The 15,542-nt window shown below is 47.0% G+C and carries 10 protein-coding genes; 7 read left to right on the top strand and 3 right to left on the bottom strand.

Going from position 1 to position 15,542, the window contains the following annotated elements; genetic code table 11:
- Positions 1-19 precede the first annotated feature (19 nt).
- Entirely contained in the window at positions 20-958 is a 939-nt protein-coding gene (locus tag H6F56_RS08710) for a hypothetical protein (protein ID WP_190666878.1), read from the bottom strand.
- 242 nt (positions 959-1,200) lie between these two features.
- Between H6F56_RS08710 and H6F56_RS08705 the strand changes: the two genes are divergently transcribed.
- The gene (locus H6F56_RS08705) at positions 1,201-1,437 is read left to right on the top strand and encodes a four helix bundle protein (RefSeq protein ID WP_190667148.1); all 237 of its coding nucleotides are present in this window, start codon (positions 1,201-1,203) and stop codon (positions 1,435-1,437) included.
- Positions 1,438-1,480: 43 nt separating this feature from the next.
- Here the strand turns inward: H6F56_RS08705 and sbcC are convergent, their stop codons facing one another.
- Positions 1,481-4,564 carry an exonuclease subunit SbcC gene (sbcC, locus tag H6F56_RS08700; protein ID WP_190666876.1) on the bottom strand — a complete coding sequence of 1,028 codons (3,084 nt, stop codon included), beginning with the start codon at positions 4,562-4,564 and terminating at the stop codon, positions 1,481-1,483.
- A 230-nt stretch (positions 4,565-4,794) separates the two neighbouring features.
- Here sbcC and H6F56_RS08695 point away from each other — a divergent pair, with 230 nt between their 5' ends.
- The 5 genes from H6F56_RS08695 (at position 4,795) to H6F56_RS08675 (ending at position 12,817) form a co-directional block, all read left to right on the top strand.
- The gene (locus H6F56_RS08695; RefSeq protein WP_190666874.1) at positions 4,795-5,703 is read left to right on the top strand and encodes a hypothetical protein; all 909 of its coding nucleotides are present in this window, start codon (positions 4,795-4,797) and stop codon (positions 5,701-5,703) included.
- Between the two features lie 694 nt (positions 5,704-6,397).
- Entirely contained in the window at positions 6,398-8,995 is a 2,598-nt protein-coding gene (locus H6F56_RS08690) for an NACHT C-terminal helical domain 2-containing protein (RefSeq protein WP_190666872.1), read from the top strand.
- Positions 8,996-9,241: 246 nt separating this feature from the next.
- A complete protein-coding gene (locus H6F56_RS08685) occupies positions 9,242-9,778 on the top strand; it encodes a cyclic nucleotide-binding domain-containing protein (protein ID WP_190667146.1) in 537 nt (178 codons plus the stop codon).
- A gap of 365 nt (positions 9,779-10,143) precedes the next feature.
- Positions 10,144-10,869 carry a hypothetical protein gene (locus H6F56_RS08680; protein WP_190666870.1) on the top strand — a complete coding sequence of 242 codons (726 nt, stop codon included), beginning with the start codon at positions 10,144-10,146 and terminating at the stop codon, positions 10,867-10,869.
- Positions 10,870-11,557: 688 nt separating this feature from the next.
- Positions 11,558-12,817: an S-layer homology domain-containing protein gene (locus tag H6F56_RS08675; RefSeq protein ID WP_242031920.1), complete on the top strand. Its 1,260-nt coding sequence runs from the start codon at positions 11,558-11,560 to the stop codon at positions 12,815-12,817.
- 172 nt (positions 12,818-12,989) lie between these two features.
- Here H6F56_RS08675 and H6F56_RS08670 read toward each other — a convergent pair whose 3' ends face one another.
- Positions 12,990-14,441 (bottom strand): sensor histidine kinase, encoded by a 1,452-nt coding sequence (locus H6F56_RS08670; protein ID WP_242031919.1) that lies wholly within the window; start codon positions 14,439-14,441, stop codon positions 12,990-12,992.
- A gap of 470 nt (positions 14,442-14,911) precedes the next feature.
- On the opposite strand from H6F56_RS08670, the gene H6F56_RS08665 reads away from it, so the two are divergent.
- On the top strand, positions 14,912-15,232 hold the full coding sequence (locus tag H6F56_RS08665) for a DUF3155 domain-containing protein (protein WP_190666866.1): 321 nt from the start codon (positions 14,912-14,914) through the stop codon (positions 15,230-15,232).
- Positions 15,233-15,542: the final 310 nt, after the last annotated feature.

Here is a 15,542-nt window from a genome sequence, read left to right as displayed (position 1 = left end):
ATGTCAAAGCCCTAAATCATCAAGGGGTTTGCTGAGTACAAAATTCTTTCGTCAAACCATCAAACTGTTGAGCAGTGAACTCTATTGTTTTATAACTTCCCCAAGCGGCTAGACCTGTACCGCCGGCTAATAATGCACCCATCACTAATGGACCACCAACGAAAGATGTAACTACCGCAGTTGCGGCTGCACCTGTCGCACTACTTCCCAAGAGTCCTGCCGCAGTTGCTGTTACACCCCCTAAGCCTAGTTGTGAAACGGCTGATGCTATTCCAGCATAACTTGATAATGCCCCTGCCCCTGCTGCTGATGCGGAATTAACAGCTTGCAAAACTGTAAAAGTTGATGCCGCACCTGTTTGTAAAGCATCCCATTGAGAATTGTCAATTCCTTGTAAATGATCACGATAGATACTACATAACTGGTCAGGTGTAGTATCAAGATATTTTTGTGCCTGATTAACTACTGTTGAGCTGGTGCCTGCGATCACACCCCCAACTTTTTGTGAGAGGGCACTATCAGTAAGTCCTTCTCTAAGTTGTTGTATATCAACTTTAGAAATAACCTGTTGAACATTACCAGAAAAAGCTTGTTGAAGTTCTTGGAAGTTAATCTTAAAGACTGATTCTTTAATTTGGTCCCAATTAATATTAGGAACGGATCCTTTAATCTGTTCCCAATCAATGCTAGCAACCGAGCCTTTAACCTGTTCCCAGTCGATATTAGGAACCGAGCCTTTAACCTGCTCCCAATCAATATTGGGAAGCGAATTAGGAACCGAGAGTTTGACTTGTTGCCAATCAATATTAGGAAGCGAGCCTTTAACCTGTTGCTCTACCTCACTCAAGTTCGGAAATGGACTAGCTGATACAGAACGAGGAAAAGCAAGACTCATGTTAACTGTGATCGTAATCACAATTAACAAGGTACTAACAATTTTTTTCAAATTTTTAAACATAAAGATTCGCTCCTTTTCGTCCTACTGAGAGACTGTTCGTCAATATTGTAAGGCAGCTATAGTAGGGGACAACTTCAGTAAGATTACTGTTTTTTTATTTAAGGCAGCCACACTAGAGACTAACCTCAGTAAGATTACTGTTTTTTTATTTAAGGCAGCCTTTTCTATTCCTAGTAGATTCTGCGTGGCAATTTTAATTTTTTGTTAGCTTATTATCAAATTTAAAAAGCCTATTTGTAAGGATAAGTGGTATCACCTACTCAGTAATATTAATTCTTTATAATGACCAAGATAATCGCCTTTTTGTAAAGATTGCCAGAGGCTCTTTATACGAAACTATAAACTGGTTAAGATTAGCCTCTGCAAGACAACTCTTGAGCAGTGAACAGGTAGGTCGGCTCAAACCAATCACTGATGAACTATTACCGAAGCTTAATGCTTACTTAAAATCAATAGGACATAGGGAATATAGGGAATAGAGAAACAGTTACCCAATTCCCCATGCCCCCTGCCCAATCCCCATCAAACAGAAAGACTGATTTTAGACCCATTGGGCGTTTTAACCACCTCAATTCGAGCTTGGAAAGCCTCTTTGAATTGCGGCATATGAGTGACGGTGAGAATGCAAGCAAACTCAGGGGCGATGGCATTGATCGCAGAAATTAAGCGATCGCATCCTTCTGCATCTTGTGTCCCGAACCCTTCATCCACAATTAGCATTTGCAAGGCTGTGCCAGAACGGTGTGCCAGCAAACGAGCGAGGGCGAGACGAATGGCAAAGTTAATGCGGAAGGCTTCCCCGCCAGAGTAAGTTTCGTAAGGGCGCGTGCCCCGGGCATCGGCAATCAAAATATCTAAGGTGTCTATGAGTTTACCGGCACTCTTAGAGGATGCTTTTTTGCTTTTACCGGCTCGTTGCGTCACAAACTGGATGTGCAACTGATTTGCACTTAACCTCGATAAAATTTGATTGGTTTCCGCTTCCAATTGGGGCAGCACATTCTCAATCATCAGCGCTTGGATACCATTTTTGCCAAAGGCTGCGGCGAGTTCCTGATAAACGCGCTGCTGCCTGAGTCCGGTTTGCAATTGTTGCTGCTGTTCGCTTAGTTGCATCTGGAGGTTTTCAAGATGCTGCTGTTGTTGTTGCAAACGCCCTAAACTCGCCAGCCGGCTATCTAACTGAGTGCGTCGCGCTGAGATTTGCTGTTCTAAGGATTGAATCTTACTACCGGCATCCGGGGTTTCCAATAGCTGCCGGTTAATGCTTTCAATTTGGTTAGCGATCGCTTGCCGGTCTTGATTTCGCACTTGCAGCCGGCTGGTTAGATCCTCTGCCCTGATAGACAGTTGCGGGTACTGTTCACGGGCGGATAGCAATTCTTGGTAACGCGCTAGCCAAGTTTGCGCCTTGCCTCTGGCTTCACTGACTGCTTTATGGGCTTGCCGATCGTAACCGAGTTCAGCCAACTGCTGCTCAAGACCGGCAATTTGTTGGGAAAATTCCGAAGACGTTTGCTGCTGTTCGAGATCCTGGGTGAGTTGGGCGATTTGCGCTTGTAATTCTGGCTTGCGGGCGTCAATTTGGGCTTGCCGGCGCGTTGCGGTTTTAATTTCTGCCTGCTTAATTTCCGCCCAGCGCCAGCGATCCACCTGTCCGCGAGTCAGGGCGTGATCTTTCTCGTCGTAGTTGAGCTGTTGCAATTTCCCGTCAAGCTGTTGCAGTTCTGCATACACCTCAGTGGCATAGGTGCCGGTGGAGAGCGCTCGCTCTAGCTTTTCTTTTTCCTCTGCCAATTGTTGCAGCCGGTGCCGGTCGGATGTTGTCGCATCTAATTGCGCCTGCAAGCTGCCGCGACGCTCTCGTAGGGCGTCATAACCGGCCAGTTCGTGGCTTAGCTGCTGATATTCCGTTCGTAGAACTTGAATCTCCCGCTCGGATGTGGCCAGTTGCTCTCGCACCACCCACAACTGATTGAGAATTTCTTGCTGTTCCGCTTGATGTTTTTCCATCACCAAGTCCCAGTGATGTTCATCTAGCGGGCGATCGCACAAGGGACAGGGCGGAAATTGTGAGTTCATCAGTGAAATCGCAGAATTTCCCCGACTTTCCTGCTCAACGGCTCCCTTTTGCAACATCAGCATTTTTTGCTCCATTTCTGAGAGCTTCATCTCATAATCCCGCTGATGCGCTTGCAGGCGTTCCATAAAGCTGCGCCGTTCCAGTCCTTTTTCCCGCACTCGCTGCTGGTAAACGCGCTTTTTCTCTAAATCTTCCAACTGGCCGGCCACTTCCATGATCGCTTTTTGCAGTTGCGGCTGATGTTGTTGCTGCGTTTGCAGTTGGTAAGCTTGGTTATAAAGTTCTTCCAGACGAGCACTCATCCGAGCATGGGCGCGTTCCAGTTCGGTTTGCAGGCTGTTGCGGCGCTGAATTAGGGGGGCGACTTGAGTTTGCAACTGATCCAGGCCGGCCAGTCTATCCCGCGCTTGTTGCAATTGAGCCATGCCGGCTTCTATTTCTGGCGCTTGTTTCAGGGTTTGCTGAATTTCTTCTTCCTGTTGCAATAAGGCGTCTAACTGGGCTTTGGCTGAAGAAATTTGGCCGCCAAGGTAAGACAGATGTTGCGTAAGCTGTTGTTGCACCTGCTGCCGGCGTTCTTGAATATCTTGGTGGGTTTGCCACTTGGAAACTTGAATTTCTTCTTGGGCTTGCAGTTGCAAGAATTGGGCGTAACCGGCATCAATTGCTTGTTGCTGTTGCAAAAGTGCTTCTAATTCTTGCTGTCGCCGGCGCGTAGTGGCAAGTTCTTGTTGCAAGCGATCGCATTCACTGCTGAGCTGATCGTATTGCTGCCGGTGCCACACTTGCTGTTGTTGCCAAGTTTGTCGTTGATGCTGTTGAGCTTGCAGTTGTTGCAATTGTTGCCGATCGCTGTCTTGTTCACGATGCAACTGAGCGATAATTTCTTCAAGTTGCGCGAGTTCTTCGGCAATTGCCGGCTTGACTTGCAATTGAGCTTGAATTGATTGCAAACTCTGCTCTAATACTTCTATCTGACCTTTAAATTGGCGTGAGCGGTCTTTTGCTTGTTCTGCTAATTCGTCATAATGGTTGAGTTTGAGCAACTCCGCTAAAATTTCTTTGCGTTCAGTGGGGCGCTTGAGCATGAATTCATCAGCTCGACCTTGGCGCAAGTAAGCAGAGTTAATAAACGTGTCGTAGTCGAGTTTCAAATGTTGAATAATTTTCTCTTGCGTCGCCCGAACGCCGCGTTCGGTTAACGCCCGAAAACCATCGCCGGTGGCTATTTGAAATTCCAAGCCAGATGCGTGTCCTCGCTGCCGGCTGCGAATGATGCGATAGATTTGATCGTTATTCTGGAAGGTAAAATCGACACGGGCTTCTTTGGCTCCCATGTGGATGATATCGTCTTCCGAGGCGGCGCGGCTTTGACCCCAAATTGACCAGGCGATCGCTTCGAGTAGGGAAGATTTACCGGCACCATTCGGCCCACAAATGCAAGCGGTGTGCAAGCCGGCAAACTCTAGGGTTGCGTCCGAGTAACTTAGAAAGTTTTTTAGGATCAGTTGATGCGGAATCATAATAAAGTCAAGGTTATAAATTTAAAACGAGCAGCAATCTTTTGTCTTTTCCGTTTTCAGTTTTTCCTAACCGGCTGTTGTTGCTTTCCATGTTGTCTGACTGTTGAGCATTCCAAATAACTATTGTGTGCCAGTCAGACTAAGGATTACAGCTATTTATCAATTAATTTTACAATTGTTTACATTTTTGCCGGCAACCCATAAGATTCTATCAAATCTCCCCATGCCCGATGCCCGATGCCCTCTCCCCTAACAGATATACCGGCTTAAAGGAAAACGATTGTATGAAAGGATTTGGCTATAGCCGTGAAAAGAGTTTAATTGCCAAGGCGATCAAGACTCACGATGTCGCGGTAGTGGATAAGCAAATTTCTGAATTCGAGCAGCGCATTTCTGCGAAACAGATGGCGTCTCTTTTGTTTGAGGTAATAGAAACGCTGCCGGCTGAAGATAAAATTTGGGCATATAGCAATCTACTGCCGCAGGAAGCTTTGCAAGAAATGTATCAAGAGGCGGTAACGCTTCTCTATAAACTTTTAATAGAACATGGATTTGAAGCCGGCAGAGATTTCAGCACGAGTGAGCAGGGATTAACAATGAGCCGGCAAGCGAGTGAGACGCTATTAAAAGAATTGCCGGCAGACTTTCAAGCGAATTTTGACGATATGTTGACATCAGGTGTGATCGTCATTCAAGATGAATCGCCAATTGATGTATTAGAGGCACAATTGGGCGTGCCGTTTGTAGAGAATTTGCTGCAACGAATTGAGCGCCGGCTGCCCGATTTAACCGATAGTGAAGCTTGCACTTATTTATATAACATTTTTGAGGGAGTAGAAGCGCAAACCGGCATCTCAGTGGTGGATTTGGTGTCGTCTCGTCTGCAAGGAAACAAGCGGTTGGGCAAACTGTTTCAAATGATGGAGAAGGGAGAAACTGAGGAAAATATTGATTGGATGTTCGATCTGGTGTGTGCGGCGGGAGGCGAAGCGCAATTGCAACCCGATCCAGAGGATGCCGGTAATTGGATTCTCAGCCGGCAAGCCATAGAATTATTAGATAAAGTTTATCTCGGTGAAAGGCCGGTTGTTTCTTTAATTGAAGCGGCGGAGTTGATTGAAAAATTAGAGCAAGGGTAGCCACGCGTTAAATTTACTTCTTAGTAAATTGGTCATCATCTTCACTGTCAGATAACCATCAATCATGCAGCAAATTTCCGGGCATATAGTCTGGAAGTGCGGCTTTTGCTGCTACTGCTAACTTCTGCTATTTTTCAGCTTTGAGTCTAGCCTTTTCTTCTATATCTTCGCGCATCATCCGCGAGATAGATTCGATAATTTCCAAGCGCTCTTCTGCACTCATCTGTTATGCTTCCAAGATTTCTGTTTTTGTCATGGGTTAGCCTCGGTGGTTAGGCGCTCACGCTACAGGATTATTTTAAAACAATTAAACCTATCAAGGCAGGTTTATTCTGTGTGCGCCTAATCTCCGTGACTTTTATTTGTCCAATTTTTACTTACGCTTGTGCGATTTCCAAAGGATGATAAGGCAAGAACACATTACCCAAATTTTCCGTCTCACAATCTTACTCTTCTTGAGCTTTCGGTAGCCGGCTTTTGCTGACTCTTCAACTAGCAAGGCGGCTAAAATTTGGAGTATAAAGATGAGTGCAGCAGTGGTCATAAATCGATGTTGAATCACGACTCTTTCAGGATGACACCCACCCTGTATGCGTTATGTCTGAGTTCATGTACAACTTGCATAAGTTGCATGAGTTGGAAAATAAAGACCTATTGCCGCGAGTAAAATAAATGAAACTTTTGTAGTTAACTTATGGGAAGACGTACGCTCAAGGCATCTTCAGACGGCATCCGGTTGGCAAACATAGCTCTAAACAAAAATACGTGGAATCAGACGAGTTTAAGGCGTGACACTGGTTTGAGTCGCTCTACGATTTCCAAATTTTTCACTGGCAAACCAGTTGACCACATCATTTTCGACCGTCTTTGTAGAAAGTTAGGTCTGGATTGGGAGGAGATTGCCGACGATCTACCCAAAGAACAAGAACGGGCAGCACCTGAGCCAAATCCAACCCCCAAAATTGAGATTGATAGCTTGGTACGCGAGGTGATTGATATTGATAGCTTGGTACGCCAGGTGAGGGAAAAGGTAAAACCCACCAAATTTTTCACTGGCAAACCAGTTGACCACATCATTTTCGACCGTCTTTGCAGAAAGTTAGGTCTGGATTGGGAGGAGATTGCCAACGATCTACCCAAAGAACAAGAACGGGCAGCACCTGAGCCAAATCCAACCCGCAAAATTGAGATTGACGCGCTTGTGCAAGAGGTACGGGAAAAGGTACAACCCATTATTCAAGAACGTTGCGGCACAATGCGCGTGCTGGATATGACTCAGCCTATCGGGTTGAATGATATCTACACCAACGTGAATATTCTGGAGAAAATTACAGGACGCCGACGCAAAGACATTGCTGAACTATTGCAAGAATGTAACTCAGAGGATTTTGAGCGTTTTGGACTTGGTAGAATCATTGAAAAACGAGTGCCAGGACTGGATGCCGTCGAGAAAAATCCCAAGCTGATGATCTTGGGAAAACCGGGAGCGGGAAAAACCACATTTTTGAAGTATGTAGCGATGCAGTGTATTGCGGGAAAATTTCAGGCAGAGCGAGTGCCGGTTTTTGTCACCCTCAAGGACTTTGCAGAAGCTGCAAATAAACCCGGATTACTGAAATACATCTGTCAGCAATTTTCTAAGGCTACAAATAAACCCGGATCACTGGAATACATCTATCAGCAATTTTCTAAGGTTGGCGCAGAAACGCATTTTTGCATATCTGTCAAAGAGGCAATTACCCACGGTAGAGCGTTGGTTTTGTTTGATGGCTTGGATGAAGTTAGAGAAGATGACAGCGAACGTGTTTTAAAAGAAATTCGTGATTTCTCTGAGCAGTATCATGACAGTCACTTTGTGATGACTTGCCGGATTGCAGCGCGGGAATATACCTTTGATAAATTTACAGAGGTGGAAATTTCTGATTTTGATGATAATCAAATTGCTACGTTTGCAACCAACTGGTTTAAGGGTAAAGTCGTCAAATCGGAAACTTTTCTTAAACGTATTAAAGGCAATCAACGAATCAGAGAGCTGGCCACAAATCCGCTGTTGCTGACGCTCTTATGTTTGGTCTTTGAAGAATCCGGAGATTTTCCGGCAAATCGGTCTGAACTGTACAAAGAAGGACTGGATGCACTGCTGAAGAAATGGGATGCTAAGCGCGGAATTGAGCGCTATCAGATTTACAAAAAGCTATCCGTTCAAGGTAAGGAAGATTTACTCAGCAAAATAGCCTTGACTACCTTTGAACAAGGAGACTATTTCTTCAAGCAAAAAGCAGCAGAACTCTACATCACAGATTACATCCGCAATTTACCCCATGCTAAGACTAGCCTGAAAGCATTGCAACTGGACAGTGAGAAAGTATTACAATCCATTGAAGCTCAACACGGGCTATTAGTAGAAAGGGCTAAGGGAATTTACTCATTTTCCCACCTGACATTTCATGAGTATTTCACAGCTAGAGAGATTATTGTCGGCAAACAATCATCAGAGGAAGCATTGCAAAATCTGCTCAGCCACATCACCGAAACACGCTGGCGGGAAGTCTTTTTACTCGCGGCTGGGATGTCGCCAAGTGCAGATCGGCTATTGCTGCTCATGAAAAAGCAAGCTGATTCGCTTGTAGAAGATGATCAGAAATTGCAGGAGTTCTTGATATGGCTAAGGGAGAAATCTGATTCAGTTGAGGGTTCATACAAACCAGCAGCAGTTCGGGCTTTTTACTTCGACTGCTCCCTCGACCGCTCCCTCGACCTCAACCGCTCCCTCGACCACTCCCTCAACCGCTCCCTCGACCACTCCCTCAACCGCTCCCTCGACCTCGACCGCTCCCTCAACCGCTCCCTCGACCACTCCCTCAACCGCTCCCTTTACCTCGACCGCTCCCTCGACCTCGACCGCTCCTTCTACCTCGACCTCGACCACTCCCTCTCCCTCTACCTCGACCACTCCCTCTCCCTCGACCTCAAGAAAACACTGCAAGAACTTAAAGAACAATTACCGACTCTAAATGCTGAGGAAAAAATATTTAAAGAATGGTGGAAAGATAATGGTCGGGCTTGGACTAAGCAATTAAGAGCCGTAATGATTAAGTATCGCAATATTGGGCACGATTGGCAGTTCAGCCAAGACCAAAAGGAATTGCTTCAGCAGTATTACAATGCCAACTTGTTGCTAGTCAATTGCTTGGATAGCGATTGTTATCTGTCCCGTGAGGTGCGGCAGGAAATAGAAAATACCTTGTTGTTACCCATTGCAGAAATTGAAAAACACCGGCACCCCGCATAATCCCACGCAAATGGGGGGTCTGACCCCTCTAGGTGACAAATCACCGGCACGCTATGCTGCAAACAAAAGATTTCTGTCAACTGTAAAACTACTGAAAGCGCGGGGCTGTGCGGCTGGCACCCCGCTCGTCCGCCTAAGAAAGCATTGGCGCAGCTGTTGTCTATGTGAGAATCGAGGGAGAATATGTATAGACCCTATCCGCATCTGAGAGATAACGGCAAACAAGCTGTTGCCAATGAGCCATCTATGAGAAAAGTTTTATTCATCCTCGGCGAGTTAAACGATCGGGATCTCGATTGGATGCTGACAATTGGCAGCCGGCAAGAAATCGCTGCCGGCACCGTACTCATCGAAGAAGGAAAACCCACAGACGCACTCTACATCGTACTTGAGGGCACCCTAACCGTTTCGATGGCGGCTTTAGGCAACAGAGAAATCAGCACCATCGGTTGCGGCGAAGTCTTGGGAGAAATGTCTTTCGTAGACGATCGCCCGCCGGCTGCCACCGTCAAAGCCATCGAAGACTCCGTTGTTTTGTCGATTCCGCGACAACCCTTAACTGAAAAATTACAGTTAGACGTACTTTTCGCTTTACGTTTTTATCGAGCTATCACCAAATTTCTCTCCACCCGACTGCGCGGTGCCGTTAACTGGTTCAGTGATGATAAAGACTTACGCATGAGTCACCAGCAAGACGACGACTTAGCAGCACTGCCGCCTCATGACATGGCACTCGCGACAGCCAGATTCGATCAACTCCTTGAACGTCTCAAAAATTCCTAACAGCTTCTAACCATTCAGGTGTGGCATTTATTCATGCCCACCCACATACCGGCTTTTTTTCAATCAAAAAGCCTGCGTTGCCAGCTGCCAGGGCTAATGACGACTGCCGGGGGCGGAGCATTTTTGACTTAAACAACCGTTTCAATTTCAGAAACCAAAGTAAAAAAACGCACCTAAGCTATTAGCAATATTATCGAGTTTTGTAAGAAATCTAAGTATTAATTCTCAATAAAATGAATTAGATAATAACTAAATTTAAAATCTAAAAAACTCAGGAACACTGGAGTAAACTTCAGGTCTACCCTAAATAGGAGCAACACATCACTTGTTCCTACCAATACTGGCGTCTCCTGAGGGAGCTATCTATGTTTAAAACTAAAAAATGGCAATCTAAAACGGCTGCGCTAATGGCATTAGCAATCAGCCTTGCTGCCGGCGCACCGCTTGTGCAAATGCAATCGGCTAACGCACAGTGGAACGCGCCGCCAACACGTCCGAAAAACGGACAACAGAACCCGTCCCCATCGCGCCCAACGAACGGACGGTGGAATGCGCCGCCAAATAGCTCGAATGCCAGCCTTCCATACGGCACAGAGATTCGAGTCAGGTACGACGATGCCGAGAAAATCCTCGTTTTGCCGGATGAAACCGCACCTCTGACCCTAAAAGTTGCTCAAAACATCAAATCATCCACCGGCACGATTTTAATTCCTGTCGGCAGTCAAATTATTGGGGAACTGCGACCGGCAAACGGCGGATCTCAATTTGTCGCCAAAGAACTGCTAATGGGGCGTAATAGCCGGCCCATCCCCCTGAATGCCCGTTCTGAGGTCGTTACAAAAACCGAAAAGATCGATAAAGGTGTCAGTACCGGCAACATCTTAAAAGGTGCAGCCATCGGTGCAGCGGCAGCAACCGCCATCTCAGCAATCACCGGCGATCGTGCCATTGCCACCGAAGAAGTCCTCGGAGGTGCCGGTGTCGGTGCCCTCGGTGGACTGCTGCTAGGGCGCAAAAAAGATACCGTCGTCGTGATCAATCCCAATACCGATCTGGATTTGACCTTACGTTCTGAGTTAGCGCTGCGCTAACCCACGGCAAAATAAAGCCGGCCACCCTCTGTATCAGGTGCGTCAGCACTGAAATATAGCACTGCTCACTTATATGAGGCTCAGCCGCTCACCCCTTGTGGAGGGGGTTTGGGGGACGCACCCGTCACCCAATGGGGGGTTTGGGGGTTCCCCCCCCAATGCCTTTCTGACTTTTCCAAGCTTTTCATCCGATTGAGAACCGCTATAGATACGCTTGTTCATCATCACACCAAGCCAGGAGCACCTCTAGTAGGTGCTCTCAAGTTTTTCGGTAAGCTGAGTGAAACTGGGGTAGCAATTCTTACCAAAACCTGACTGATCACCCCCGTACCTAGCCGTAGGTATTGGTTATGAGGGATGCGATTGATAAATATTCAATTTAAATAAAATCTTATCAACCCAATTCCCACATTTTCTTACATCACTGCTAAGCATGGGCCGGCTATCGGTGAACTAGCAACTGAGTGCAACAAATTTAACAGCAATGCGTCTGTAACAATTAGGAAAGTTAAAGAAAAACCCTGCAAAATCACGAATTAACCCCGTTATTTTGCTAAATTAACTTCATTTATCTGCCAAACTCAGCCTAGGAACAAGTGTTGCATCCTTATGTCTATTTAATTAGCTAGGCAAGAACACAGCAGGCCGTGCCTCTACTCACTCTCATGTATTCTGGAGAACATTGATTATGACCATGAATCGTTTGCAATCAGGAACCGCTGCCTTAATCGCTTTTGGTATGATTGCAGGTGCTGCCGCACCCATCGTGGTTACGGCCCCAGCATTTGCTCAAACCAGCTTTTCTGATGTCAGTACCAACTATTGGGCTAGAGATTTTATACAAGCGCTAGCATCGCGAGATATTATTAAAGGCTTTCCCGATGGCAGCTTCCGACCGAATGAGCCGGTGACACGGGCACAGTTTGCCGCAATGGTTCGTAAAGCATTTAATAAAGCCGATGTTCGCACCGGCATCAACTTTGTCGATGTCTCGTCCAACTACTGGGCTTACACTGCGATTCAAGATACCTATGAGATGGGATTTCTCACCGGCTATCCTGGCAATGTCTTCAACCCCGAACAAAATATTCCTCGCGCACAAGCCTTGGTGTCGCTGGCAAACGGGCTGAACTACACCAGCACTGCCGCTACCGGCACCGTCTTGCAAGGTTACACTGACGCCACGGCTATCCCAGACTACGCCCGTGGCAGTGTTGCCGCAGCCACAGAAAAACGCATTGTCGTCAACTATCCCGATGTTAAATACTTAAATCCCAACCAAGTCGCCACACGCGCTGAAGTGGCAGCCTTCATCTACCAAGCCTTAGTGAGTGCCGGTCAAGCAACCGCCCTCACCTCACCTTACATCGTGGCTGGGGCAACAACCCCAACCCCGCCCGTAGATGATCGCGTCATTGTTAAGACAGGGACAACTATCCCAGTCAACTACTCAAAAGCAGAGAAAATTCTCCTCGCTACTAACGAACCCAAACCCGTACCTGTAACCTTGACAGTGGCTCAAAATGTCTCGGTTCAAAACACGGTGGTAATTCCTACCGGAAGCCAGATCGTCGGTGAACTGCAATTAGTTCAAGGCGGCGCTCAGTTTGTCGCCAAAGAACTGGTGCTACCAAATGGCACACGCAGCGCGATCAGTGCTAATTCTGCTGTCGTTACCCGAACAGAAGAAATTACCAAGGGGATTAATATCGCCAAAGTGCTGAGAAATGCAGCCTTAGGTGCAGCAGCAGCAGCGGCAATCTCGGCGGTTACCGGCGATAAAGCCATCGCCACTGAAGAAGTGTTGTTAGGTGCCGGTTTGAGCAGCGTGCTCACCCTAATTGGCGTCTTCCAAGGTCGCAACAAAGTCGATCTGATTTCAGTTGACCCCAACAAAGATCTAAATCTTACCTTACGCTCAGATTTAGTCTTCCGCCGCGCTTCTTAACTTCTGTAAAGTCACTTAATTAAGCGTTCGCAATCTTAACGGGTTGCGAACGCTTTTATTTTGAGATATCGTTCGCATTTATATATTTCAATTTTGCCTATTTTTGCAACAATAAAAAATAAACTACACACCACAGATTAAACTCTTTTTTCTCCGCTCCCCACTCAAAAGCTCAGCATTCTCCTCCCACCGGCAGCCACAAAACAAACATCGTTCCTGGCCCCGCATTCGGAATATCTGCCTTCCATTTCTCCAACTTCGCAGGGCTAAAAACTTGAATTTCACCCTGCATTTGTTCTACCAAATCTTTAGCAATCGCTAAGCCCAAACCTGTGCCGGGAATCTCCCTTTCTGCCTGAACGCCTCGGAAATGCCGCTCAAAGAGCCGCTCCAAATCCTGTGGCGGAATGCCAGGGCCGGTATCTGAGATGCTGAATACGATCCACTCAGAAGCGGAATTTGAGGGAATGATGGGGTGATGGGATAAAGGGCGCAATTGTTCTGGATTCTCTCCCCCGCCGGCTCGCTTCTCAACCTGAATATAAATCTGCCCACCGGCAGGTGTATATTTCAAGGCATTGTCTATTAAATTGCTCAATACTTCGCGCAATGCCTTGGGATTAGCCGGAACTGGCGGTAAATCGGACACAATGCCGGTGATGATACTCAGTAGGCGCTCACCGGCAATTGCTCTGGCTGATATTAACAAGGGTTCCAGCACTTGGGCAACGGAACACAACTCTAGGGGGGATGCCGGCAGCAGGGGTAATATTTGGGAATTGGGTGTCGGTTCGCCGGTTTGTCGGGAAGCGCCTTCTGAGGTTCGCACTGCTTCCCAATTAACCGCTAAAGGAGCCGGCTCGATTTCCAGCCGGTCTTGGTCTATGGTTCGATCCATCTGTTGCAGCAACTCTTGTAAGCGATCGCTTTCCCGGACAATGCTACTGGCAATATCGCGGTTGCCATCTCCTGGCAGTAGGCGTCTTAGCAACAGTTTGCCGAATGTTTTTAAGGCTGTAAGTGGACTGCGAAGCTGGTGCAGCAAATTATCCAGGATGTCGTGTTGCTGAGCGTGAATCAGCTGCTGCTGGCGATAGTTATGATCTGACCACTCAGAGCGCTGGTCTAAAATACAAGCCAGTGCAAGGGTGTGAGCAATTCGCTCGATTTGAGAGCGCTCTCGTTTATTCCAAGGCCGATCTTCTCGACTGGTGACTAACAATCCCATCACCACCCCCTCATGCATGAGAGGCAGGATAATTTGGCGCTGTTGCTGCCAGGAATCTTCTTCATCGCCCTCCCCCGCCTGCCCCCGATCTGCCTTCTGGTCAAAAAAAGGTGTTTGCGAATCAATTAATGCATCTACCGATGGGATAATACCCGGTGCGGCAGAGAGTAAGCGAGGGAACGCCGCGCCGGCTCGTTCGGGTAAAAGCCTTAAGGGAGCGTTTTCTTCCCACACCACAGCCGTTTCTGGGTAAGCCGCAATCGGAATTAATTTGGCTTCTGCCCCCTCTACCAGTTCTTCGGTCAAGTACACCACACTTAAGGACGCTCTCAGCCCTTGAGTTAACAGGGCTAACTGCGCTCGGCAAAGCGCAACAAATTCTGAACTCGCAGGCATCAACATGAAGTGACTGTGGGTTTTTTAACAACGGCGATCAAATTAAGGGGTTTTGTCTCAAGCAAAGTAGACTTGTCCTCTATTATGATTGTGATAGGTTTGCGGCTAAGCGAGGCAAATGTAATAGGAAAATTCCGTTGCCGGTCAATTGGGATGGACAGGCAGCCGCCCTTATTCACCCACTTTTCAGGCCACAGGTCGATTCTCTGTCGATTCCCATCCGGGATTTGACTTCTCCCAAGGCTTGATTTTTAACTTTTATTAAAGAATATTTTTTTTTGTTAAAGATAGTGTAGCTTTTTTTCCGGCCTCTCTTGCTTCTGAATCGCCAGAAGCCATATCTACACTGGGTTCAGGAAAATTATGTACAAAGGTTAAGAGAGATTGATATTTTGTACGGGAACAGATATACTTGCGACGGTTTTTGTAACTATCACTACACCCGTCGGCTGAAAGAGGAGGTAAAGAGGTTGGCCAGGAGACGTAAACGTAAGAGCCGTCGTCGGCAAGAAGGGCGTCGAATTCTTGAGCACGTGCCTCAGTATAGTATCGAAAGTGGCGAAGATAAACCAGTCACAGCTGCTCGCAAGTTTATCCATACCGAGGGTATCCTTCCACCTGCCTTGCTGTTAGTTAAAAGGAACGAACACACCACTGACCGATATTTCTGGGCAGAAAAGGGTCTATTTGGGGCGCAATACGTTGAAGAAAATCATTTCCTGTTCCCTAGCTTAAAAGTGCTGGAGGGCAGTCCGGGCACGAATCCGAGCTTAGCACTCAGTGTCCGTTGAAATCAAAGACCGCGCCTTGAAAACACACCCCACGGGGGAAGCGAGTTAAAAACGCTCAAGCTTGCTTAGAGATAAGTGAGCTTAAGTCTAACTAGAATACCTGATTGTGTGACGGGATATTCAAGTTGTCTCGATTAGTCTGGCAGTCAACGACTTGCTGTCGAGCCTTACTTTTAATTAGGGTGCTGCCGGCGACGGGCTGTAAGCCAGAGTTTATCGAGAGGTTGGCCTCTCCAGGGGTGTGCCTAATAAAACTGCTTAAGTATGTGTTGGGAAGAAAATCGAGTAAATCGCACGGCAAAATAAGGAG

The organism is Microcoleus sp. FACHB-672 (genome assembly GCF_014695725.1).
In the GTDB taxonomy this organism is placed as follows: Bacteria; Cyanobacteriota; Cyanobacteriia; order Cyanobacteriales; family Oscillatoriaceae; genus FACHB-68.
Note: the sequence above shows the minus strand (reverse complement) of the source record. Positions and strands in the feature narration are given on the sequence as shown.